Consider the following 23,791-nt stretch of genomic DNA (forward strand, 5'->3'; position numbering starts at 1 on the left):
ATTCACTAAGTTAAATATTTTGTAAAAAAATGACGAAACATCTATCCTTATAGATATGAAATTCGTTACAATTGAATAGTTCGACTTAAAACCAAGTAAAAAAGAAGGTGTCAGCTTTTATAGAATAATCAAAAGCAAAACTCCCATCCTAAATATTGAGGAGTTGCAAACTGTTATGCGCCCATTCATTGGCCAAAATCCATATACACTTTACACTTGAAATCAAGGGAGTCCTCCATGTATGAATAGCATACTCATCTTAACAGTGTTAATTATTATTTTTGCTTTGGTCTTTGACTTTATCAATGGTTTCCATGATACGGCTAACGCCATCGCTACCGCAGTATCAACCAAGGCGCTTAAACCACGTCATGCAATCATCATGGCTGCGGTCATGAATTTATTAGGAGCACTGACCTTTACCGGTGTTGCGCATACCATTACGAAGGATATCGTGGATCCTTTCACATTGAACAATGGTTCTTATGTAATCCTTGCTGCACTTATTTCGTCCATAATATGGAATTTAATCACTTGGTATTTTGGCATTCCAAGCAGTTCCTCCCATGCGATCATTGGTTCAATAGCGGGAGCTGCCATCGTGGCCAGTGGATTCGATGCGATTAAATGGAGTGGATTCACTAAAATTGTACAAGCATTGATTCTATCTCCCATCCTTGCCTTTACGCTTGGATTCATTGTATACAGTATTTTCAAGGTAGTATTCAAAAATAATAATTTAGGAAAAACCAATAAGCGATTCAGGAGAATACAAATTCTCACGGCGGCCATCCAGTCTTATACACATGGAACGAATGATGCTCAAAAATCCATGGGTATCATCACGATGGCTTTGATCGCTAACGGATATGCCTCTACCTCTGAAGTTCCATTCTGGGTACAATTATCATGTGCCATTGCCATGGCGCTTGGTACATCTATCGGAGGTTGGAAAATCATCAAAACCGTTGGCGGTAAAATCATGAAAATCCGTCCGGTTAATGGCGTTGCTGCAGATATGACTGGTGCAGCGATCATTTTCGGTGCAACCTTCCTGCATATGCCTGTCAGCACGACTCATGTCATTTCTTCTTCAATACTAGGGGTCGGTTCTGCACACCGCATCAAAGGGGTAAAATGGGGAACCGCAAAAAACATGTTGGTCACTTGGTTCATTACATTGCCAATTTCCGCTTCCTTATCTGGAATCATTTACTATTTGATTGCTTTATTTTTATAGAACCTTTTGCCTTTTCCATGCAGAGTTTGCAGACAATGGAAGGGTAGGGACGTGACTCCTGCTGGAAAAGCGCGTCCAAAGGAGACGCCACGAACGCTCCCGGACCGCCCGCGGAAAGCGAGTGCCTTACGTTTCAATCAACGTTCATATTTCACACCCGCTCAAAAAAAAATGCAGGCTTGTCTACATTCGGAGTGCCTTTCCATATCGGAAAGGCTTTTTTTTGCAGATTTCCCCTTATAATTGCAGGTTTTTCCCTTTTTTTAATTTTCCTTGTTTTTTTATGTAAAGTTTTATTAAGATTTTGTAAATTTTCGTCGAAAAACCTTCCCGGATACTACATGAATTCGTTACAATCAATTTGTTAATACTAAGCGTACGACTAAAGTGCGTAAATTTGCATGACTAATTGGGAGGCTTTAACATGGCTTTTAAATCAAAAAAAGACAAATTCGCTGTAATGCTTTTTAACATCGCTCAAAACCTTAAAGAAGGTGCTGACTATTTCGCGGATTATAAACTCAAAAATATCTCCGATCTAAAAGTATTTTCAGATACGATGAAAGACTACGAGCATAAAGGCGATTCAATGGTCCATAATGTGATCAAAGAGCTGAACAATGCTTTCATCACTCCTATCGAACGGGAGGATATCCTTGAATTAACCATGAGAATGGATGATGTCATAGACGGTTTGGAACACTGTGCGGCATTATTCGAAATGTACTCAATTGTCAATGCAGATGAGTATATGCTTAAGTTTGTGGATGCAATCAAACAGTGTACGTATGAGATTGAAAATGCTGTCGATACACTATCCACTAAAAAATTGCCAATGATTCGTGAAAATGCAATCAAAATTAAAGATCTTGAATCAGTTTGTGACGGAATTCAACGTCAATCAATCAAAAACTTGTTTACAGTTGAAAAAGATCCAATCAGGATCATTCAATATAAAGAAATTTACGAAAGCCTTGAAGAGATCGCCGATCACTGTCAAGCGGTGGCCAATACACTTGAAACAATCATAATGAAAAACGCCTAAGGAGTACCCCAATAAATGGATACTTTATTAATTTTAACAATATTAATCGTTTTCTTTGCTTTAGCATTTGACTTCATCAATGGTTTTCATGATACAGCCAATGCAATAGCTACTGCTGTTTCAACAAAGGCCATGAAGCCTAGGCATGCCATCATCATGGCAGCAATCATGAATTTCGTCGGAGCTATGACATTTACTGGAGTGGCGAAGACCATAACGAAGGATATCGTGGATCCGTTCACGCTTCCGAATGGTTCATATGTAATTCTGGCTGCTCTGCTTGCCGCTATCATATGGAATCTTCTTACCTGGTATTACGGAATACCAAGCAGTTCCTCCCATGCATTGATTGGTTCGATTGCAGGTGCAGCCATTGCTGCAGCAGGCTTCGCCGGCATTAAATGGGAAGGATTCATGAAAATTCTTCAAGCTTTGATCTTCTCCCCGCTAATTGCTTTTGCAATCGGGTTTATCGTATACAGCATTTTTAAAGTAGTCTTTAAAAACAATAACCTGACAAAAACAAACCAAAAATTCCGGACTATACAGATTGCTACTGCGGCACTTCAATCGTATACACACGGAACGAACGACGCTCAAAAAGCGATGGGTATCATCACGATGGCCCTCATTGCAAATGGTTATGCATCAAGTACCGATATCCCCTTCTGGGTTCAATTCTCATGTGCACTGGCAATGGGACTTGGAACTTCCGTCGGCGGATGGAAAATCATTAAAACCGTTGGCGGCAAAATCATGAAAATCCGTCCGGTCAATGGTGTTGCAGCGGATTTAACCGGCGCTTTCATTATTTTCGGCGCGACTGTAATACACATGCCCGTCAGTACAACCCATGTTATTTCGTCTTCAATCCTTGGTGTTGGATCTGCGCATCGTGTCAAGGGCGTAAAATGGGGAACGGCAAAGAGAATGATCATCACTTGGTTCATCACCATTCCCATCTCGGCAACATTAGCTGGTTTGTTTTATCTTTTAATTAACTTCCTATTCTAAAATAAAATCCCTACCGGTAACCATAGGTAGGGATTTTTTGTTTTAACAAAGGATTTATCTATGCTTATTAATAGAAAATCGTTTAAAATTCAAGGAGAAGGAATTTTTTTAGCGAGGGGCAAAATAATAATGAAGGAATTCGAAAAAAATAGAGATATTTTTAAAGACCTTTATGGAGATATGATGGAGTTTGCCGATAGAATCAGTTCTGTTTTAGGTTGCCCCATTACAATCGAGGACGGTAACCATCGCTTACTTGCTTATAGCACACACGATGATACTACGGATCAGGCTCGTATCATGACCATAATCGGAAGACGTGTCCCTGAGAAGGTCATCAACAGTTTATGGAAAGATGGCTTCATACCCGCGTTATTGAAAGAAGATGCCCCCATTAAAATCGGGGCCATCAATGATGTCGGGCTCGGTAACAGGGTTGCGGTTTCCATCCGGAAAAATAATGAAGTACTTGGTTTCATTTGGGCTTTGGAAGTAAATGAACCTTTCTCCGAAGAAGATATGAAATTTCTGCAATTCGCTGCCAAGGAAGCGAAGAACCAGTTACAGCAATTGCAATTGAAAAAGAAAAGGAAAGAAGCCGGTCATCAAGAGTTTCTTTGGCGCATGTTGACCGGGCATTATCAAGAAGAATCGGAAATAATTGAAAATTATCAGAAATTCTCCATCCATGTTCCAGTTGTTTTTTCCATATTGGTATTTGAATTCCCTAAAGAAATCAATCGCGAAGTGGAGCGCTACATTTCATACATGTTAACGACCACTCAAAAGATAAACAGTTCATTATTTGCCATTGACCATAACAAACTCATTCTTTTCGCGGGAGCCAACCAGGAAAACAGCCCTTCTTTCACTTCATCCATTTATGAGTTCATTCCTTTTTTCATTCTGGAGATGAAACGGCGTTTCGGTGTTGAGCATATCCTTGGAACGGCTGGCAATATGTATAAAAACTTAATGGACGTTAAATCAAGTTACGAAGAAGCTCAATACACCCTAAAAATGAAGAATATATTCCCTGATGACATGAAACTCATTTTACATTATGAAGAACTTGGCATGTTTCAAATGATTGAATCACTCGCAAGCAACAAACAGCGTCGTGTTCATCCTTCCATCCTTAAACTAAAAGCATACGACATGAAAAACCAGACGGAATTGCTGCAAACACTAACTGTCTATCTAGAGAAAGACTGCAACCCAAACGAAGCTTCAAGAAACCTTCATATCCATGTGAATACATTGAATTACCGATTAAAAAGGATTTCGGAAGTGGGAAATATCCGGTTAAAAGACCCGATTCAAAAAATGTCCCTCTTTCTTAACATTAAACTTAACCAATATGATGAATTCTTCAAGAAAAATTAATGATATATTCCCTGATATGGAATACTAGAGGTGTGGAAAGGTTGATCTTATGAAATTTGAAACAAAAGAAGAACTTGAAAAAGAATTAGCAATCATAGATAAATGGGAGAAGGATCAGAAAGGACTATGGTTTTGGGAACGTATTGGGCGGATCCCTTTCAAGCTATTGGATAAGTTGACACCGGATTTCATTCAGAAAAAATTGGGTGTCATGCTTGATGAAATCGGCAGCTACATTCAGAATGGCGGAAAATATTTAACGAAAGAAGCTCATATTCTAAATCAGCTGCAAGCCAAGAATCCCGAGTTGAATATTTCTGCCCTGGAAGATGTTTCAAGCATCCCCCTCCATATCATGGATAGCGTGAGTCAGGATATTAAAAATTCAGGGAGCAAATTGGCAACGGTTCAAGGTGCCACTACCGGGATTGGCGGAATCTTCACCTTGGCAATCGACATCCCCCTTCTTCTCGGCATGTCGATCAAAACCCTTCAGGATATCGCCATCACATATGGCTTCAATCCTAGGGACCGCCAAGAACGTATATTCATCGTCAAATGCCTGCAATTCACAACATCGGATGTAGTCGGCAAAAAGGCTCTATTAAATGAATTGTCGAAAATGACCCAGACTGATTCCCAATCAAAAAGGGAAATAGCATCAGAACTGCAAGGATGGCGAGAAGTCGTTTATACATACCGTGATCAGTTTGGCTGGAAAAAGCTTTTGCAAATGGTTCCTGTTGCCGGAATAATATTTGGCGCCCTTACAAATCGTTCCATGATTGCCGACATAGCCGATACGGGAATCATGCTTTATAAGAAAAGAAGGATTCTAGAGCGCATTCAAGAACCAATTGCAAAGAATTGAATTCAGCTTTAATTAGGTTTTGATCCTGGCAAGCCCATGTTTTTTGAAACTGCGTTTGTGGAATTCCACAAATACACCTTTTTCATTTTTCTGATTTCCACATACTAACTGTTTCTTTTTCCAACTATACTTGTGATACAAATAGTAAAACATATTATTGGAGGGATTAAGATGAGAATAGGAATTCCAAAAGAGATTAAGAACAATGAAAATCGTGTAGCTATCACTCCAGCTGGGGTCGTAGCATTAGTCAATGCAGGACATGAAGTATTAATCGAAATGAACGCAGGTCTAGGAAGCAGTTTTACAAATGAAGCATATCAAGAAGCTGGAGCTGTTATAGTCGAGGACGCTGCTAGCGTTTGGGCAAGCACAGAAATGATCATGAAAGTAAAAGAACCTATCTCATCTGAATATAAATATTTCCGAAAAGATTTAATCCTTTTCACATATTTACATCTTGCGGCAGAACCGGCACTAGCTCAGGCCCTAAAAGAAAGCGGTGTCTTGGCCATTGCTTATGAAACGGTTGCAGTAAACCGCACACTTCCTTTATTGACACCAATGAGTGAAGTTGCAGGACGCATGGCTGCACAAATCGGTGCTCAGTTCCTTGAAAAAAATAACGGCGGTAAAGGAATACTCTTAAGCGGAGTTCCTGGAGTTAAACGCGGTAAAGTCGCTGTTATCGGCGGAGGCATGGTTGGAACGAATGCTGCTAAAATCGCTATTGGATTAGGCGCAGATGTTACCATTCTTGACTTAAGCCCAGACCGCCTTCGTCAACTTGATGATATTTTCGGAAATGAACTGACTACACTCATCTCCAACCCTTATAATATTGCAGAAGCAGTCAAAGATGCCGATTTGGTTATCGGTGCTGTATTGATTCCAGGTGCTAAAGCTCCTAAGCTCGTTACTGAAGAAATGGTTAAATCGATGTCTCCAGGTTCAGTCATTGTCGATGTTGCAATCGACCAAGGCGGTATCTTTGAAACGGTCGACCACATAACAACACATGATAACCCTACTTATGTTAAACATGGAGTAGTGCATTATGCAGTGGCGAATATGCCAGGAGCAGTGCCTCAAACTTCTACAGTTGCTTTAACTAACGTAACTGTACCATTTGCACTTCAAATTGCAAACAAAGGTGCCATCAAAGCAATCCTTGAAAATGATGCCCTTGCAAAAGGCGTCAATGTGGCGAACGGTGAAATCACGTTCGAAGCAGTTGCCACAGACCTTGGCTACAACTACGTAAGTGTTGAAAACGCCTTAAACCCAAATAACATTAACGCTTAATAAAAAATAAGACTCCAGAATCTTGTCTGGAGTCTTATTTTTTTTGAACGAGAATCTCGATGAAGCTGTTAGATTGAATTATCTGCTATGACGAACTATTTTTCCGGAAAGGCCACTACTCTGCCCTTTCCCCAGTTGGTGTTATTACTAATCTATCAAAATAGAATATTCCTCTTAATCTATGAAGATCTTCCCGGGATTCATTATTCCTTTCGGATCCAATGCCTGTTTGATCGTTTTCATCACTTCGTAAGCTCCTCCATGCTCCCTTCGCTGATACTTCGATTTTCCAAGGCCCACTCCATGTTCACCCGTACATGTACCGCCTCTGGTTAATGCATATTCAACGATTTCTTCATTCAACCTTTTCGCTTCTTTAACTTCTTCAGGATTTTTCAGATCGATCATGAACAATACGTGATAATTCCCGTCACCTACATGACCTACAATCGCCCCCTCCACTTTGGATTGTTCGACTTTCTTCCTTGTATCCAGTATGGCATTCGATAATTCTTGAAGGGGCACACTAACGTCGGTCACCATCAGCTTCTTCCCCGGAGCGCTGTGAATGAATGCGTACGCGAGATTATGGCGCGCTTCCCATAAGGCATTCCGTGCTCTTGAATCGGTTTCAAACTGGATATCTCCACAGCTAAAATCACTTACGATTTCCTTGGCAAATTTGACGTCCTGTTCCAGTCCGGCAAAGTTCCCATGAAACTCGAGGAATAAAGTTGGTTTGACTTCATAGGATTTGTCCATGAATTGATTAACTTTTCTTATGGACTCGGCATCAACCAATTCAATTCGTGCAATCGGAATACCAGCAAGCATAATCCCATTAACCGCAGATACTGCCTGTTCGACGGTTGGAAATGATGCTCTCCCGGCCATTGTGACTTCAGGAATGCCATACACCTTTAATGTCAGTTCAGTAAATACACCCAGCGTACCTTCAGAGCCAACAAACAAGCCATTCAAATGGATGCCTGAAGATGATTTTGTCGCTAAGCTTCCGGAATGAATCACTTCACCGTTTGCTAAAACTATTTCCAAATCCCTTACTTGATCGCGCATTATCCCATATTTGACCGAGGTCGTCCCACTTGCATTCGTAGCTGCCATCCCTCCCAATGTAGCATCGGCACCAGGGTCGACGGAAAAGAACAAACCGTGTTTTTTTAATTCTTTATTGAGCTGCGTCCTAGTCACACCTGGTTGCACCTTCACAAGGAAGTCATTTTCCCTGACTTCCAATACTCGATTCATCAAGGACAGATCCAGGGAAATTCCCCCTTTGACTGGAACGACATGCCCCTCCAAACTTGATCCTAATCCAAAAGGAATGACCGGTATTTCATGCTCATTCGCATATCGCATGACTGAGCTTACTTCCGCAGTATCCCTTGGATATATGACCATATCCGGAAGGTGCGGAGTGTGATATGATTCATCATGGCTGTGCTGCTCCAATAATGTTTCATTCACCGTTACTTGTTCTTCCGTCAGAATCTTCCTTAATTCTTCTATATAACCATTCATTATGCATCCCCCTCTTTTTTCACAGAACATTCTGAAAATGGAAAACGGACAAGATTGCCCTCTAAAAGGCAATCCATCTTTCTTCATTTACTTAAACCTTTCGTTTTATCCGTGCATGCCTTCATTGCTTGCAGAATGCTGGATCTTAGCTGATTCTCTTCTAAAGACGCTACCGCAGCTATCGTTGAACCGCCCGGCGTGCAGACATCATCCTTTAAAGCAGCAGGATGTCTTTCCGTTTCCAGTACCATTTTAGCAGCTCCCATTACAGCTTGTGCTGCCATTCGGTATGCTTGTTTTCGTGGAATGCCGTCACGGACCCCTCCATCAGCCAGCGCCTCGATGAACATATATACATAAGCAGGCGACGAACCGCTGATGGCAGGTACTGCGTCCATCAAATCTTCATGCAGGATTTCCGTTTTACCGAAACTATTCAGCAGTGCAGTCACATCCTCTATATCAGCATCGGTAATTTGATCATTAATGCTCATGGCAGTCATGCCTTCACCGACAAGCGAAGGAGTGTTTGGCATCGTCCGGACAACCTTCACTTTTTTTCCGAAGCTGTTCTCAACTAGTGATACAGTGATGCCTGCTGCCATAGTAATGATCACAGCGTCTTCTTTAACATGATTCTTCACTTCTTCTAGCACTTGCTTATGCATGGCAGGTTGGATTCCTAGAAAGAGAAAATCAGCAAAACCGGCAACCTCTTTATTATCCAAAGTACCTTTAACCTTATATTTCGTGGTGATTTTAGTTTTGGTCTCCACACTCGCAGTACTGACCATGATCCCTTCAGGTGAAATGACCTCTGCAAGCAGCATGCCCTCAAGCATCGCCTCACCCATTTTGCCGCATCCAATAAATCCTATTTTTTTATTCATATCTTACACTTCCAATCATAAGTTTCATCTATATTCCTTCTTATTATATCGGATATGATAAATGGAAACACGTTGGAGACATTAATAAGGAAGGATTTGGTGGATTCTGGTCGAATTACTTTAGTTATATGGATGTATCTTTAAATCCACCTTTACGCAATATAGTCAGGCAATTGAATTTTTTTTCAAAAAAAAAATTGTTGACTAAATGGTCATTAGGGATTTATAATTTTGACCTATTAGTCAAAAAGCGAATAAGGAATACAGTTATAGGAATGGAGAAATGCTATGCAAATGGAAAAAAAAGCGGTCAATACCAAGCTTGTCTTAACAGGATTGATCATTGGAATGTTTTTCAGTTCATTGGAACAGACGATCGTCGGTACGGCCATGCCGACAATTATCGGGGAATTGAATGGATTTACCATCTTTGCATGGGTAACGACTGCCTATTTAATAGCCTCAACGACTGTTGTACCCATTGTTGGAAAGCTATCTGATTTATATGGCAGACGTTCCCTTTATCTGCTTGGCACGATCATATTTACGATCGGTTCGTTTTTATGTGCCACAGCCACTTCGATGGAGCAATTGATCATCTACAGGGGCCTGCAGGGAATCGGCGGCGGGATGATCATGCCTTTATCCCAAACGATAATCGGTGATATATTCTCTGCGGAACAAAGAGCCAAATGGCAGGGTGTATTCGGAGCCCTTTTTGGTTTAAGTTCTGTCATCGGCCCTTTTCTGGGCGGCCTGATCGTTGACCATATCAGCTGGCATTGGATCTTTTTGATCAATGTACCGACGGGCTTACTATCTGCCATTTTGATTTATGTAGGATTGAAACATGAAGCGATAAGGAAAACAGAGAAAGTGAATATCGATTATCTAGGGATTTTCACCTTGATTCCTGGTATTGTCCTGTTACTGCTTGGCTTGACCTTCGGTGGTGATAAATTCGAATGGTTATCATTAGAATCTTTCTTGATTTTCGGCAGCACCATTGTCTTCATTGCCCTATTCATCTTTTTTGAAAGAAGAGCGGTCGAACCGATCCTTGATTTATCCCTTTTTAAAAATAGAGTTTTTTCCACAACGAATATTTTGGGATTCTTGCTTGGCCTTGGCATGTTCGGGGCAATCATGTTTGTCCCGCTGTTCATGCAAGGCGTATTGGGAGTTTCACCAACAAAAGCAGGGTCGACCATGACTCCGATGATGATCGGTATGATTCTTTCCAGCATCATTGGCGGGCGGTTACTTTTGAAATTCCGTTTTCGTACCGTGCTTACCTTTGGAATGGTCTTTGCGACGCTTGGCTTTTTCCTAATGAGCATGATGGACGGCAGTACGACTATATTCACTGCGTACTCATTCATGGCCATCCTTGGGATAGGCATGGGTCTTGTCATGCCGACATTGATGATTGCCGTTCAAAACGAATTTCCAAAATCGCAGCTCGGGTCGGTTACAGCGGCTTCGACATTCTTCAGATCAATAGGAGGAACGATGGGCATCACGATTTTGAATGCTGTCATGAATCACAATCTCCAGCAAAATATGGATGATGCGGTCGTAAGTCAAAAGGACCCTATATTGCATGAGGCACTGAAAGCATTAGCAGATAAAACGGATGCGTTATTCAACATCATGCTTTATCCTGAAAACCTTAAAATGCCCGCAGAAGTCAGCACTGTCCTTGTAAAAACGATTGAAAATGCTTGGATCGATGCATTCTCCAGTGTTTTCATCACCGGTATCTTTTTTGTTTCCGCGGGGATATTAGTGGCACTTTCCGTGGGTTCGGGCCGAATCAAAAAAGATCAAGAAACGGAGAAGGAATTAGGCTAAAAAAAGGTCGGCTGATATAATCAGCCGGTCTTTTTTTCCCTTCATGTTTCTTTTTCATTGATAAGGGAATTTTACCTGTATGAGACTAAATGGAGTGATATCATGAAGATATACGATTCAATTTTACCTGCGGATTTTTATCAGCAGCCTACCCTTGAACTGGCAAAATCCCTTCTAGGCTGCCTGATTATAAAAGAAACAGCGGATGGAACCGCTTCTGGATTCATTGTTGAAACAGAGGCCTATATTGGACCTGGAGACAGGGCCGCACATAGCTTTGGAAATAGAAGGACAAAACGGACGGAAGTGATGTTCGGAAATTCAGGTTTGATCTATACATACGTCATGCACACACATACACTGGTCAATGTCGTAAGCGGAGGGCCTGAAAATCCGGAAGCCATTTTAATCCGTGCGGTTGAACCCTATTCGGGGCTCGAGTTAATGCATGAAAGACGAGGAATTGCCGATATTCGTAAATGGACCGATGGACCAGGGAAGCTAACAAAGGCACTGGGCATCACCATGGATGATTATGGTCGATCTTTTACGGATCCCCCGCTATATCTAGCTGTCGGAAAACAGCCTGAACACATATCCAGCGGCCCCCGCGTCGGAATCGACAACTCCGGGGTAGCAAAAGATTACCCTTGGCGTTTTTGGGTTACCGACAATCAGTTTGTATCGCGTAAAAACCTAATTAATAAAGCTGTACCGAAAAATAAACCATGATTTTATCCCCTCTATGTTGAATAGTGTAAATCCTTTGGATGTTACACAACTTTGAGGGGAGTTTACTTTATTCAATTTTCTTAATCCCCCTCCCTATTTAACTTCCAGCCTATTACCCCAGTAATATTAAATTGACTTCCTTCCATTATTTTAAAGAAGATAATCAAGAAGAATGTGTTGATTGTCAGTGCGGACATGATCACTCCCAGGAAAACAAGAAATGGAAAAAGAACCTTACTTACTTCCTTTACGTCATTCCCATTTTAACCGGTCTCTTTTTGCCTGTTGCCACTATGGACTCGAATATCGTAGAAAAAAAAGGATTTCATTTCCCGGTATATGATGACTCAGATGATTATAGCCAGCATCAATTTCTGCAGCCGGATACGAGTATTTATTATGGCAAGGATGACTATTTAACTTTAATGGATCACTCGCTCAAAGACTTAGTTGACCATGATAGTCTTCATTTAACCGATGAAAACTATCTAAACGACTTAGAGGCCATCTATTACTCTCCTGGAAAATTCACTGGCAAACAAATTACGTTAACCGGGTTTTCGTACAATTCAGATGAGCTAGCCAAAAACCAGGTATTCCTGTTTCGCTTTGGCGTCATTCACTGTGTCGCAGACTCTGGGGTATTCGGTAGCATCCAAAAAATGATGAGTGGTATTCCGTGACAGGAGAATTGGAATCCATTTATTATCAGCCATTCAAGAAAACCATTCCCCTGCTAAGAGTATCATCACATAGTAAAATCGCAGAACCTGACGATCCCTATGTTTATAGACAATATTCAAAAATTTATCATGGAAAGGTAAGGATATTATATTATTCTTACCTTTCTTTTTAATTACCTCAAAGCTTCCATTTATGAAATCTCTTTTAGCCTAGTTATCTCTTTATGCGATATTAAGGATCCTGCCCATCCACTTGAATCCACTCAATATGACAGATCTGCAAAATATCCTGATAAATGACGAAAAAGTTGAATTTTATTTAAATGGGTCATGTTTTTTATATGCCTTACCTTTATAATATAAATGCTACATATTTTTTTACCACATCAGGAGGAACTTTCCTAAATGAACAATTCGAAAAACTCTTTCATTCTTGCAGGAACCATTATAGGTACCCTTATCGCCGGCACTTCTGCCTATGCTGGTTCTTATCAAGTTAAATCAGGGGACACCCTTGATAAAATCTCTAAAGCTAATAATACAACTGTCCAACAATTAAAATCTCAAAACCATTTGACTAGTAACCTTATTTTTCCCGGCCAAATCTTGAAATTTAATACTCTTAACACTAAGAATATAGATAAAACCGAAAAATATGTAGTTAAACTGGGGGATACTTTATCTAAAATTGCTAAAAGATACAACCTTTCACTTAGTGCCCTGCTTAAATTAAACACTAATATTTCTAATTCGGATCGCATTTATATTGGCCAATCCATCCGTGTTTCCGGACAAGCTCCTGCATCCAGCTCTACGGCTAAAACAAATGCTACATATACAGTCAAATCCGGGGACACCCTGGACAAAATTGCAAGAGTCAACAATATGACTGTCCAACAATTAAAGTCTAAAAACCATTTGACTGGTAGCCTTATTTTTCCCGGTCAGGTCCTGAAGGTTAATACCCTTACCAGCACTCCGGATAATAGTAAAAATACAACAGACGTTTATGTGGTTAAATTAGGGGATTCATTATCAACCATCGCTAAAAGATATAACCTTTCCCTTAGTGCCTTACTTAAAATAAACCCTAATATTTCTAATTCAGATCGTATTCGTATAGGCCAAACCATCCGTGTTTCAGGGAAAGCCTCGACTTCTTCAATTAATAAACCGTCCAAATCGACCAAAGCGGATCAAGTTCTGGCAGCTGGTGCTAAATACATGGGAGCCAAGTATGTTTACGGTGCGAGCACTTCGCGGACTGACATTTTTGATTGCTCTTCGTTCACATTAAGGGCATTCAAAAGTGCAGGTATTTCCTTGCCTAGAAATTCAGTGGCACAATCACACGTTGGTACAGCTGTATCTTCAAAAGCCCTTCAAAAAGGGGATTTAGTATTTTTTGATACCAATAATGATGGAGTAATCAACCATGTAGGAATTTATGCCGGTAACGGTCAAATGCTGAATGCTTCTACATCTAAAGGAGTATCCTACGCTAACATTAACAATTCTTACTGGGGACCTAGCTTTGTGAAGGCAGTCCGAGTTCTTAACTAAATGTGATGGCAGTAAACGATAAAGAGCAAAAAGCGTGTTTTGATAAAAAAGATCAAACACGCTTTTTTATGTATGATAATGTCAAATAGCCGCCAACTGGTGTTATGGCTTATAACTCTTCTCATCCTCACTAGCGCATTAACCTTTGCATCCCATAATCGCATAATTAAGTTGTTTATTGATACGGACTCCTTCCAAGCTGGATAATCCAAATATGGTTTGTTATTCATAACTGGAAATGAAATGTTATTATTTTTTATTCGTTAAAGTATAAAGTCTTTTTTTATAATTGATTTTACGATTAAAAATACTCAACACACTTAAAAGTTATTGCAAGACATACAAAAACCTTCACTAGTAAACCCAAATTTATAAAAGATAATCGCAGCAATGATAAACACACCAGTTAAAAGCATTTTATAAGACCAATACTTACTAATTATCATCACCTCTTTTTTCATTTTAATAATCTGAAATGGTAGTTTTAGTTAAACCATTAAAATTCTTCACTTTATAATATACAAATTTAAGCTAACCTTTTTTATCCCCCTCTTTCCTCATACCTCGCGCATTAACCTTTGCATTTCCACAATCGCATAATTAAGTTGATTACTGATACGGACGCCTTCAAAGCTGGATAATTCCTTTCGTTGGGCTATTTCATCCTTCTTTTTTCTATGAAAGGTAATCGTTTGTTGTAATAACCAAGCCTTTCTTAATAACATTTTCCTCACCTGCCTGTTTTGTTAAATGCCTTTCCTGCATTTCAACTTGCTTTCTATGGACTTTTTCTTCTATAAGATCTATGAACGGCTGATTATTGTTGAGATTTTCTTTATTCGACTCTATTAACCGCGCTAATGATACACTTTTACGCATTTTTTGTGCCTCCTTCTCTACAGAAATTGCTAAAAAGAATGGTTTTCTCTACTTAGGAAAAATATTTTCCCTATTACTTAGTGACATTTTCATAATACTATTAGTTTAAAAATTCTTGGTTTCAATTTTGAAATGACAGGTACCAATACTGGTATTGTCACTCTGGAACTTGCCATTCTTGTCCTTGATCGGGCCGTGCAGTATCTAGATTACCAACAAAAAAAGGCCTTCATCACAGAAGACCTTTCAGACTGTATATTAATAAGAAGAGCAAGTTCTCCTACAGTTTCTACTAAAAAAACGTTCCAGCTTCATTTCAGAATCCGCTCCCTTTCCGCTGACTGTCTGCCAAGCTACATCTAAGCAAGCGCCTGTGGTGTCTCGACCAGTCATTTATTCGGCAGGAGTGTCGCATAATACTTCTATCCAATAACGGTTACAGTAAAAACCATCAAGGCCGGAGCAAGGTATTCGAACAGCTGCACTGTCTTGGGCCGTTGACACAGTTTATCGACCTAAGCCTCACTGTATTCGGTCGTTCATGCACTGGATTCGACCTATCCCGGACAGCATTCGACCGTTGAGGCACTTTATTCGACCGTTCACGAATTTTTTTCGACTTTCACCTCATTATTCGGACTCCGAAACCCATTTTGTCTCCACACTCGATGAAGAGCAAGTTCGCCTACAGTTTCTACTAAAAAAACGTTCCAGCTTCATTTCAGAAATCCGCTCCCTTTCCGCCGGCTGTCTGCCAAGCTACCTCAAAGCAAGCGCCTGTAGTGTCTCGGCCAGCAGTTATTCGGCAGGAGTGTCGCATAATTCTTCTATCTAGTGAGGTTCATAAACAAAACATAAAGTATATATTCTAGTGTTTTAATCAGGAGTGAGGGAATTTCGTACATGAATTACTTTAGTTTCTCTTGCTCTTCAAGGTACTGCCTTATTTTTTTCAAATAATCCGGTGCATCCATTTGATCTTTCACGACCAGCTCTATAAGGCAAAGTTTATCGGCGTTCATGTCCTGAGCATTTGTAATGGCATCATCCAGTTCACCATTAGTCTCGACTCTTGCTGTAAATGCCTCTTGACCAAACGCTTCTGCCAGTTTTGTATAATCCCACTCTGGTATTTCGTTGTATTTCTGTTTTTCTATATCGACTTTTACGTTTAAGAATTTTTCAATCGTATAGCCGTTATTGTTGAGGATGAACACGATGGGCTTGCAGCCGTTCTCCAGCATCGAGCTTATTTCCTGTACTGTCAGCTGAATCGAGCCGTCCCCGGTAAACAAAAGAACACGCCGGTTTCTATCCGCTATACAAGCTCCGAAAGCTGCGGGCGTCGCATAACCGATGCTTTGCCAGCCTCCCTGAGCAATATAGGTCGCCCCTTTCGGCAATCTGACCTGTGACATGCCATAAGAGAATGTTCCTGTTTCCGTGACCACAATGTCATTTTCCTTCAACATTTTCTGAATTCGAGGATAATAGGAAGCCGCTTTCAGTGGTGCTGACGGGTCTTCCACCATTGTGTCATACGGAAACGAGATGTTTCCGACAGATTCGTTCTGCCGGTAGCCAATGTCCTGGAGCGCACTTAGAATTTCCTCCGCCATGACATTCATATAACTGGCTTCCCCCACTTTTAAAGTGTCAGGTTGAATTTCCACCATTTTCAACGGGTTAAGCTTTGCTGTACCTTTGGAAGTATTGACGTCTGACCAAACAGCACCAACGGCTATGATGAAATCCGCTTCTTCAACAGTCTGAGTTACATCCTTACTTCCGAAAGCTCCACCGTATACACCAATATACTGGGGGTGGCTCTCATCAAACCCGCTTTTCCCCTGCATTAATGAAGCAACCGGAACATTTAATCTCTCAGCGAGCTGAAGTACAGGTTTCTGCAAGTTATAGCGAAGTGTTTTTACGTCGACAAGCAGAACCGCTTTATTTACATGTTCTAACATACCCTTTATATGCTTTACTGCTGACTGCAACGCATCGACATTCGGTTTGGCCGCATTCTCATAAGCCTCACTGTGGGAAATCAACGGTTTTTCAACGAGATCGATAGCCACTACCAAATAAACCGGCTTTTTCTTTTCTTTCGCAATTCGGATTGCAGCCGGTATCTCCCTAGCCGCGTTTTCCGGTGTAAGGATCGCCGTATAACCGGTGATATGCTCATAAACCTTACGGAAAACATCAAAATCTCCGTCCATTAACGTATGATGGGCAAGCTCCTTCTCCTGTTGCATCATGGACTTTGGCGAGCCGACAATATGTATGAGCGGCACATTTTCACTGTACGCACCAGCGATTGCATTACATGCGCTCATTTCACCGACACCAAATGTGGTGATCAGTGCCGACATGCCCTTCACCCGGGCATAAGCGTCCGCTGCATATCCAGCATTGAGTTCATTTCGTCCATTAATAAACTCAATCCCATCGTAATCTTCCAAAGTATCTAGCAATGAGAAATTATAGTCTCCAGGCACACCAAAAATCTCTGTAATGCCTTCCGCTTTTAAGCAGTCGTATAAAAATTGTCCCAAGGTTCTGTTCAAAGTCAATCACTCCTTCAAATCGAATACTCTATACTTTATTTATACCCAAACATATGTAGGTTAACCGTAAGTAAGGCAGTTCGCTACTCTATTACTCTAGTTGTAGCTTTGATGTATGAAGTGAGTGAGATTATCGCAGGCATGCTTTCATAAATGATTCAATTCCAAATCAAAATATCTGAAAATTCTTGATTCACCTCTGATTTTGATTTATATTTGAATCACTGGAAAGTGGATAAGGGGGAAAATGATGAGTGATAACAATGTTAAAAGAGTTTTGGAATGCATCATCAACACTTCCAATAACAATATTACCGTGACCGATGAAAAAGGATTCATTTTATTCACGAATCCTAACCATTGGTGGATATATGGAATCGAACCAGAACATTATCTTGGGAAATCCGTTTACCAGCTCGAAACGGAAGGAATCCTTTCACCGTCGATTTCCGCCATGGTATTGAAAGAGAAAACACCTGTCCAGATCATGCAGCAAACGAAGACGGGAAAAATCGTCATGTCGACTGCCTACCCCATCTTTGATGAGGATGGTGAATTGATTCGTGTCGTCAGCTATGCCCAAGATCAAACTGAAATAAGGAACCTCCAGGATCAGTACGGTCAATTGGAGAAAAAGATTCAAGAATACCAATCGGAGGTCGAGGAACTTAGGGAACAGGAGGAGCTGATCTATCGCAGTAAGGAAATGCGGCAAATCGCCAAAACGATACACCGTGTTTCCAAAACGGATGCGACAGTCATGCTTCTTGGGGAATCCGGTGTGGGAAAAAGCGTATTTGCCCGGCGGCTGCACAATCAGAGTTACCGCAGCAAAGAGCCATTCATCGAAGTCAACTGCAGTACCATCCCAGAAAGTCTCTTTGAATCCGAAATGTTTGGATATGAAGCGGGATCTTTCACCGGTGCGCAGAAGCAGGGGAAGCAGGGGCTGGTGGAACAAGCAGATAACGGAACCTTATTTCTGGATGAAATCGGGGAGCTTCCCCTGGATATGCAAGTGAAATTATTAAATGTCCTGCAAGAGAAGACCTTTAAAAGAGTGGGCGGGAAAAAAGAGTATAGGATAGATTTTCGGCTTGTGACTGCAACCAATCAAAACCTTGAAGAAATGGTGGAAAAGGGAACATTCAGGCTAGATTTGTATTACCGCTTAAATGTGATTCCGATCCAAATACCTCCATTACGCGAAAGAAAAGAAGACATTGCCATCTTAATCAATCATAATCTCGAAATTATCAACAAGAAATACAAGACAGATAAGAAGTTGCACCCTTCCACTTATGAAATACTGATTCAGCATAAATGGTCAGGAAACGTTCGTGAATTGGAAAACCTGATTGAACGGCTCATTTTGACCTCGGAAGACTCCATCATTTTCCCAGGCTTTCTCCCCTCCCATTTCCATGGACAAGAATCTTTGGAGAAAATAGATGATACCCTAATGATCGACAATATGATGGTTGATGATAGTGATCTCAATACCGCCCTCGAACAAGTCGAAAAATGGATGATGATGAAAGCGAGTAAACAATGCAAGTCCACATATGAAATGGCTAAATTCTTAGGAATCAGCCAGCCTTCCGTCGTCAGGAAAATGAAGAAATATAAAGAACACCTGCCCATTAAGTAACAGCGGGATGAGTGTATATTTCAATGCAGTATCCACCTTTTTAACCTGTATAAATAGGAGACCAGCGTATCGAAGGTCTCCTGTTTCTTATTTATTTGACACGCCTGCAGATTCAAATGTTGCCATTTCTTTAATGACCAATGTCGCTGCCTTAAGGATGGGGTATGACAGGGCAGCCCCTGTTCCTTCCCCGATTCTCATTCCCAGGTCGAGGATCGGCTCCTTGCCAAGCAGTTCAATGGCCGTTCTATGACCAGGTTCTGCAGATCGATGTCCAACAAACATATAATCGACTGCACGTCCGGAAATCAGGTTTGCCAATACAGCAGCCGTGGTTGTAATGAAACCATCAACAAGAATCGGTATACGGTTATTCGCTGCAGCAAGCATGGCCCCTGCCATACCTGCAATTTCGAATCCACCGATATTCATCAAAATGTTGATTGGATCATCAGGATTGGGATTTCTTAATGAAATCGCTTCCTCAATTATTCTTCGCTTATGTAAAATGCCTTCTGAATTCAATCCTGTTCCCTGCCCCACTAGTGATTCGACGCTTTTCCCGCTTACGATGGAGATGATGGCGGTACTGGATGTCGTATTTCCGATTCCCATTTCACCAAGAATCAGGCAGTTCACACCATGGGCAATCATTTTCTCTGCACGCTCATATCCAATTTCAAGCGCTTGAATTACTTCTTCCTTTGTCATCGCCTCTTCCTTATAAAAGTTTCTAGTTCCATTGCGGACTTTTCTCGAAGTTAACCCTGGTGCCTCGATATCTGCATCGATCCCTATATCGACAATATCCAAGTAAGCGTCTATCGCCCGGCTTAATACATTGATTGCGGCACCGTCATTCAGGAAGTTGAGAGCCATTTGTTCCGTCACTTCTTTTGGATAAGCCGAAACCCCTTCTTCCGTAATTCCATGGTCGGCCGCAAACACGATAACCCCCGGTTTCGAAATGTCCGGAAATGCCTCTCCTGTCATCTTGGCCAGTTCGATTATCCATTCTTCAAGCCGGCCTAAGCTTCCCTTAGGAACCGTCAGCGAATCGACATGTCCTTTAACCTGCCGTCCCATTTCTTCATCCAGCATCGGGATGGAGATGGCAGCTAACCCATTCGTCATATTAATACCCCCACAATCCAAAATGAAAAACCTTAACCACAGGAAAAGGTTCTTATCCATCATCTGCTATAAATACAACTTAGTCCACATAATTATCCTCTAAGCTTTCACTTGTACTTACTGTGTTCAATTCACTTCGGCACTCCCATTTCATTAAGTGGGTAGATACGAAATTTCACTTTGCCCACAAGTGATTCTTCAGAAATAAAACCAAATCTTCTTCCATCCCAACTGTTCCTCCGATTATCCCCCATGACAAATAAATGACCCGCAGGTACCTTGGATTTCCCAAGTAAATCACTCAGGCTGAAATTCTCCGTCAGATTCTCTTCAGGAGGAATTTCCCCTTTTTTTGTTTTCAAATATGGTTCCTTATACTTTTTCCCATTGATATATAAGACATCATCTTTCATTTCGACACTGTCACCTGGTAAACCGATCACCCTTTTTATATAATTCTCTTCAGCGTCCGGAGCATAAAATACAACCATATCGAAGCGCTCCGGCTTTCCGATTTTAGCTACCACGATCCGGTCATCATTCTCATAAGTCGGCTCCATTGATTCACCTTTTACTGTGACTGGCGTAAATAAAAACTGTTGGCAAATGAACACGATCATTAAAGCGAATAAAATGGCTTTCAACCACGAAAACACTTCACTTTTCATATTCTTCATAAGGACTCCCTCCCATCCATTGTGAACGGCTAAACCAATTATTGGCTTTCAGCGCAATTCTTTAGCTCTGTTTATCCCCTTAAATATCCTTTTGCGGTCGGGGACTTTCGAGGTGACTTTCCAAAGAAATATATGGAAAAATTGTAACATATCCATTTATCGCTTGCGAGATTAAATCATTTTCAATGCCAATCTCAAACCATGAAAAAAAGGATAGCAAATTTCAGCTATCCTCTTACTACGTTTTTTCCTCAGTATTTATTCCAAGTCAATATAGTATCGAGTGGCAAACGAACTTTTTCAAACCCTGCTTTAGTTCCTTTTCCAATGGAAATTAACATGACAGGCTTGAAGTTTTCCGGTACATTGAATGCATCGACAAATTTGGCTTCATCAAAGCCTCCCATTGGTACTGTATCGTATCCTTTTGCTTTTGCAGCCAACATGATCTGCATGGAAACCAAGCCACCGTCAATCATGGCTACACTTAAAGCCTTTTCAGCAGAAAAGTTTCCGTAATTATGCAGAATAGAGGCTACATATGGCTCTTTGATTTCATTCTTCATGATCCCTTTATTGACTAATTCACCATAAATCCGCTCTGCATTTTTGTAACCTTCAATATCAGCTAAAACGGCAATGACAGCAGATGCGTCGACGATTTGTTGTTGGTTATTTGCGATGGGAAGCAATTCTTGCTGGGTTTGCTTATCTTGAATCACAAGGAATCTCCATGGCTGCAAGTTGGAAGAAGATGGTGCTTGAATCGCAATTTCCAGAATTTCACGAATTTCTTCTTCAGTCATCACGTATTCAGGATCGTACTGGCGAACAGATCTCCGTTCATTTGCTACCGTAATGAAATCCGTATCATTAAGGACTTTGGGCTTTTCAACCGGTATATTCAATTCTTTCGATTTATTTAGGTACTCTTCTTTACTCATTATATTTTTTGTCATTTATAATGACCTCCATTTAACTGTATTTAATACAGGAACAGTATATAATGCATACTGTTCCTGTATTAAATACAGTTTAAGAAAAACGAAACCTTGTCAGTTTCGTTTTTTACATTAAGATTTTGATAGTAAGTCAGCAATCGTCTTTTGTTCCAAGCCGTGTATAATCCAGCTCTCCATCTCGTTTTTTAAACCGCATAACGCTTCTCTAGAAGATGGATGAAAGCATTTTTTATCATTCACATCAAGAAAACCTTTTGAGAAAGGTTCCGATTTAATTGCAGAGTATATGTCTGCAAGAATGATTTGTTCGGGATTTTTGGCAAGTGAATATCCCCCATCCCTGCCCTCCTTCGCTTGAATCAGCCCGGCCTTCACTAAATTACTTAATATTTTTCTAAGAAAACCTGACTCCGAATCAAGCTTAACGGCCAATTTATTACTATTACATAATCCATCATGATCAGCAAGAACAAGCAGGGCTTGTACGGCAAGACTAAACCACATAATACTGGAAACCTTTTCTGACATTTCTTTCACCTCTCTCCTCTACTTTAAACTATTTTTCAATGAATATACAACGATGCATCGAACAATCCTGCCTAAAACCTCTTCTTTTTAATGAACCCTCCCTCGTCGGGGAAAGCTTGAAGCCCTTTTGGAACGATGCGAGTTCCAGGGCAGTGATAGTAATCTTTTTTAAAAATCCAAAAAACAAATAGACAAATTGCTTGTCTTACAAATTATATTTTTAGGAATATGGTAAACTTACTTAATAGAATTTACTTTACTCAGGAAGTGGATGAATCATGCTGAAAACAATAAATGAACAAATGGATAAAATTATGCCCCTTATCACGCCGATAAGCGTGGTTATTGGGGTATTATTGGCCGAACATCTAATGGATTACACCTTTCTTGTCCCATGGATATTTGCCTTCATTACCTTTTCCGGAAGTTTAGGCTCCAACTTTGAATCTCTTAAACAGGCAGTCACCCACCCTTTACCTGTTTTCATCGTATTGATCATCCTTCATATGCTTATGCCTGTTTGGGCTTTTGGACTCGGCCATTTAGTGTTCCATGGTGATGCTTTCACGATAACCGGCCTAGTCCTGGCTGTAGTGATTCCAACCGGTGTCACCAGTATGATCTGGGTATCCATTTATAATGGGAATGCCGTACTTGCCCTAACGATCATCTTGATCGACACCCTACTCTCGCCATTCATCGTTCCATACAGTGTATCCCTTTTTGGAGGCGGTTCGATCGAAATGGATTTAGGTTCGATGGTGAAAGGATTAATCGGTATGGTCGTTCTTCCCTCCATGCTTGCCATGTTCTTGAATCAAGCTACAAAAGGGAAGATACAATATACACTATCCCCCCGCTTAGCTCCATTTTCCAAGATAAGCGTTGGAATCGTAGTCATATTGAACAGTTCAAAAATCGCGCCTTACTTAACCCATTTCGATAAGAAATTAATGATCATGGCCTTCTTGGTTTTGTTCATAGCTGCTTCTGGGTATGCCATTTCTTGGATGGTCGGGGCATATTTAAGATGGGATAAGGCGGATATCATCACTTTGACATTTACAGGTGGCATGCGAAACATCAGTGCGGGAGCCGTTCTTGCAACCGCCTATTTCCCTGCTGCCGTCGCGGTACCCGTTGTACTTGGGATGCTGTTTCAACAAATGCTTGCCTCCTTTTTTGGCTATGTCATGGAAAGGCATTTCCATCGTGATGTGAATGAAGGGTGAGCCGTCGAAACAACATGATTGGAAGAT

General features: G+C 40.8%; 19 protein-coding genes and 1 pseudogene. 12 read left to right on the top strand and 8 right to left on the bottom strand.

What is annotated here, in order from left to right; genetic code table 11:
* Window positions 1-241 precede the first annotated feature (241 nt).
* The 6 genes from ACYP5M_RS20160 (at window position 242) to ald (ending at window position 6,861) form a co-directional block, all read left to right on the top strand.
* Complete coding sequence (locus ACYP5M_RS20160; RefSeq protein WP_459735445.1) at window positions 242-1,240, top strand: inorganic phosphate transporter; 999 nt, start codon at window positions 242-244, stop codon at window positions 1,238-1,240.
* 424 nt (window positions 1,241-1,664) lie between these two features.
* The gene (locus ACYP5M_RS20165; protein WP_063235631.1) at window positions 1,665-2,285 is read left to right on the top strand and encodes a DUF47 domain-containing protein; all 621 of its coding nucleotides are present in this window, start codon (window positions 1,665-1,667) and stop codon (window positions 2,283-2,285) included.
* 15 nt (window positions 2,286-2,300) lie between these two features.
* The gene (locus tag ACYP5M_RS20170; protein ID WP_101224327.1) at window positions 2,301-3,299 is read left to right on the top strand and encodes an inorganic phosphate transporter; all 999 of its coding nucleotides are present in this window, start codon (window positions 2,301-2,303) and stop codon (window positions 3,297-3,299) included.
* Window positions 3,300-3,428: 129 nt separating this feature from the next.
* Window positions 3,429-4,685 carry a PucR family transcriptional regulator gene (locus ACYP5M_RS20175; protein WP_230177196.1) on the top strand — a complete coding sequence of 419 codons (1,257 nt, stop codon included), beginning with the start codon at window positions 3,429-3,431 and terminating at the stop codon, window positions 4,683-4,685.
* Between the two features lie 49 nt (window positions 4,686-4,734).
* Window positions 4,735-5,556: an EcsC family protein gene (locus ACYP5M_RS20180; protein ID WP_434168710.1), complete on the top strand. Its 822-nt coding sequence runs from the start codon at window positions 4,735-4,737 to the stop codon at window positions 5,554-5,556.
* Window positions 5,557-5,727: 171 nt separating this feature from the next.
* Entirely contained in the window at window positions 5,728-6,861 is a 1,134-nt protein-coding gene (ald, locus tag ACYP5M_RS20185) for an alanine dehydrogenase (RefSeq protein WP_053533925.1), read from the top strand.
* Window positions 6,862-7,035: 174 nt separating this feature from the next.
* Here the strand turns inward: ald and ACYP5M_RS20190 are convergent, their stop codons facing one another.
* Both ACYP5M_RS20190 and proC read right to left on the bottom strand, forming a co-directional pair.
* Entirely contained in the window at window positions 7,036-8,403 is a 1,368-nt protein-coding gene (locus ACYP5M_RS20190) for an FAD-binding oxidoreductase (RefSeq protein ID WP_452444762.1), read from the bottom strand.
* Between the two features lie 83 nt (window positions 8,404-8,486).
* A complete protein-coding gene (gene proC, locus ACYP5M_RS20195; protein ID WP_230177191.1) occupies window positions 8,487-9,293 on the bottom strand; it encodes a pyrroline-5-carboxylate reductase in 807 nt (268 codons plus the stop codon).
* A gap of 288 nt (window positions 9,294-9,581) precedes the next feature.
* Between proC and ACYP5M_RS20200 the strand changes: the two genes are divergently transcribed.
* The 4 genes and pseudogenes from ACYP5M_RS20200 (at window position 9,582) to ACYP5M_RS20215 (ending at window position 14,125) form a co-directional block, all read left to right on the top strand.
* Window positions 9,582-11,147 (top strand): MDR family MFS transporter, encoded by a 1,566-nt coding sequence (locus ACYP5M_RS20200; RefSeq protein ID WP_101224331.1) that lies wholly within the window; start codon window positions 9,582-9,584, stop codon window positions 11,145-11,147.
* Window positions 11,148-11,249: 102 nt separating this feature from the next.
* The gene (locus ACYP5M_RS20205; protein WP_459735446.1) at window positions 11,250-11,879 is read left to right on the top strand and encodes a DNA-3-methyladenine glycosylase; all 630 of its coding nucleotides are present in this window, start codon (window positions 11,250-11,252) and stop codon (window positions 11,877-11,879) included.
* Between the two features lie 131 nt (window positions 11,880-12,010).
* Window positions 12,011-12,735, top strand: a pseudogene (locus ACYP5M_RS20210) (TIGR03943 family putative permease subunit).
* A gap of 232 nt (window positions 12,736-12,967) precedes the next feature.
* On the top strand, window positions 12,968-14,125 hold the full coding sequence (locus ACYP5M_RS20215; protein WP_459735447.1) for a C40 family peptidase: 1,158 nt from the start codon (window positions 12,968-12,970) through the stop codon (window positions 14,123-14,125).
* A 675-nt stretch (window positions 14,126-14,800) separates the two neighbouring features.
* Here ACYP5M_RS20215 and ACYP5M_RS20220 read toward each other — a convergent pair.
* A complete protein-coding gene (locus ACYP5M_RS20220) occupies window positions 14,801-15,004 on the bottom strand; it encodes a hypothetical protein (protein WP_434168705.1) in 204 nt (67 codons plus the stop codon).
* 908 nt (window positions 15,005-15,912) lie between these two features.
* Window positions 15,913-17,586 (bottom strand): alpha-keto acid decarboxylase family protein, encoded by a 1,674-nt coding sequence (locus ACYP5M_RS20225; RefSeq protein ID WP_434168704.1) that lies wholly within the window; start codon window positions 17,584-17,586, stop codon window positions 15,913-15,915.
* 244 nt (window positions 17,587-17,830) lie between these two features.
* Here ACYP5M_RS20225 and ACYP5M_RS20230 point away from each other — a divergent pair, with 244 nt between their 5' ends.
* Window positions 17,831-19,231 (top strand): sigma-54 interaction domain-containing protein, encoded by a 1,401-nt coding sequence (locus ACYP5M_RS20230; protein ID WP_397314251.1) that lies wholly within the window; start codon window positions 17,831-17,833, stop codon window positions 19,229-19,231.
* Between the two features lie 87 nt (window positions 19,232-19,318).
* Here the strand turns inward: ACYP5M_RS20230 and cobT are convergent, their stop codons facing one another.
* The 4 genes from cobT to ACYP5M_RS20250 form a co-directional block, all read right to left on the bottom strand.
* The gene (gene cobT, locus ACYP5M_RS20235; RefSeq protein WP_402940870.1) at window positions 19,319-20,365 is read right to left on the bottom strand and encodes a nicotinate-nucleotide--dimethylbenzimidazole phosphoribosyltransferase; all 1,047 of its coding nucleotides are present in this window, start codon (window positions 20,363-20,365) and stop codon (window positions 19,319-19,321) included.
* 131 nt (window positions 20,366-20,496) lie between these two features.
* Entirely contained in the window at window positions 20,497-21,042 is a 546-nt protein-coding gene (gene lepB / locus ACYP5M_RS20240) for a signal peptidase I (protein ID WP_434168702.1), read from the bottom strand.
* Window positions 21,043-21,293: 251 nt separating this feature from the next.
* Window positions 21,294-22,001 (bottom strand): nitroreductase family protein, encoded by a 708-nt coding sequence (locus ACYP5M_RS20245; protein ID WP_434168701.1) that lies wholly within the window; start codon window positions 21,999-22,001, stop codon window positions 21,294-21,296.
* Window positions 22,002-22,115: 114 nt separating this feature from the next.
* A complete protein-coding gene (locus ACYP5M_RS20250; RefSeq protein ID WP_434168700.1) occupies window positions 22,116-22,532 on the bottom strand; it encodes an RrF2 family transcriptional regulator in 417 nt (138 codons plus the stop codon).
* A gap of 278 nt (window positions 22,533-22,810) precedes the next feature.
* Here ACYP5M_RS20250 and ACYP5M_RS20255 point away from each other — a divergent pair, with 278 nt between their 5' ends.
* Window positions 22,811-23,764, top strand: a complete 954-nt coding sequence (locus ACYP5M_RS20255; RefSeq protein WP_101224343.1) for a bile acid:sodium symporter family protein — start codon at window positions 22,811-22,813, stop codon at window positions 23,762-23,764.
* Window positions 23,765-23,791: the final 27 nt, after the last annotated feature.

It is taken from the genome of Peribacillus sp. N1 (assembly GCF_054600815.1).

Excerpts from the sequence above, each read along its gene's own strand:
- ACYP5M_RS20160 (WP_459735445.1), top strand. The coding sequence starts at position 242 with ATGAATAGCATACTCATCTTAACAGTGTTAATTATTATTTTTGCTTTG.
- ACYP5M_RS20165 (WP_063235631.1), top strand. The coding sequence starts at position 1,665 with ATGGCTTTTAAATCAAAAAAAGACAAATTCGCTGTAATGCTTTTTAAC.
- ACYP5M_RS20170 (WP_101224327.1), top strand. The coding sequence starts at position 2,301 with ATGGATACTTTATTAATTTTAACAATATTAATCGTTTTCTTTGCTTTA.
- ACYP5M_RS20175 (WP_230177196.1), top strand. The coding sequence starts at position 3,429 with ATGAAGGAATTCGAAAAAAATAGAGATATTTTTAAAGACCTTTATGGA.
- ACYP5M_RS20180 (WP_434168710.1), top strand. The coding sequence starts at position 4,735 with ATGAAATTTGAAACAAAAGAAGAACTTGAAAAAGAATTAGCAATCATA.
- ald (WP_053533925.1), top strand. The coding sequence starts at position 5,728 with ATGAGAATAGGAATTCCAAAAGAGATTAAGAACAATGAAAATCGTGTA.
- ACYP5M_RS20190 (WP_452444762.1), bottom strand. The coding sequence starts at position 8,403 with ATGAATGGTTATATAGAAGAATTAAGGAAGATTCTGACGGAAGAACAA.
- proC (WP_230177191.1), bottom strand. The coding sequence starts at position 9,293 with ATGAATAAAAAAATAGGATTTATTGGATGCGGCAAAATGGGTGAGGCG.
- ACYP5M_RS20200 (WP_101224331.1), top strand. The coding sequence starts at position 9,582 with ATGCAAATGGAAAAAAAAGCGGTCAATACCAAGCTTGTCTTAACAGGA.
- ACYP5M_RS20205 (WP_459735446.1), top strand. The coding sequence starts at position 11,250 with ATGAAGATATACGATTCAATTTTACCTGCGGATTTTTATCAGCAGCCT.
- ACYP5M_RS20215 (WP_459735447.1), top strand. The coding sequence starts at position 12,968 with ATGAACAATTCGAAAAACTCTTTCATTCTTGCAGGAACCATTATAGGT.
- ACYP5M_RS20220 (WP_434168705.1), bottom strand. The coding sequence starts at position 15,004 with ATGCGTAAAAGTGTATCATTAGCGCGGTTAATAGAGTCGAATAAAGAA.
- ACYP5M_RS20230 (WP_397314251.1), top strand. The coding sequence starts at position 17,831 with ATGAGTGATAACAATGTTAAAAGAGTTTTGGAATGCATCATCAACACT.
- cobT (WP_402940870.1), bottom strand. The coding sequence starts at position 20,365 with ATGACGAATGGGTTAGCTGCCATCTCCATCCCGATGCTGGATGAAGAA.
- lepB (WP_434168702.1), bottom strand. The coding sequence starts at position 21,042 with ATGAAGAATATGAAAAGTGAAGTGTTTTCGTGGTTGAAAGCCATTTTA.
- ACYP5M_RS20245 (WP_434168701.1), bottom strand. The coding sequence starts at position 22,001 with ATGACAAAAAATATAATGAGTAAAGAAGAGTACCTAAATAAATCGAAA.
- ACYP5M_RS20250 (WP_434168700.1), bottom strand. The coding sequence starts at position 22,532 with ATGTCAGAAAAGGTTTCCAGTATTATGTGGTTTAGTCTTGCCGTACAA.
- ACYP5M_RS20255 (WP_101224343.1), top strand. The coding sequence starts at position 22,811 with ATGCTGAAAACAATAAATGAACAAATGGATAAAATTATGCCCCTTATC.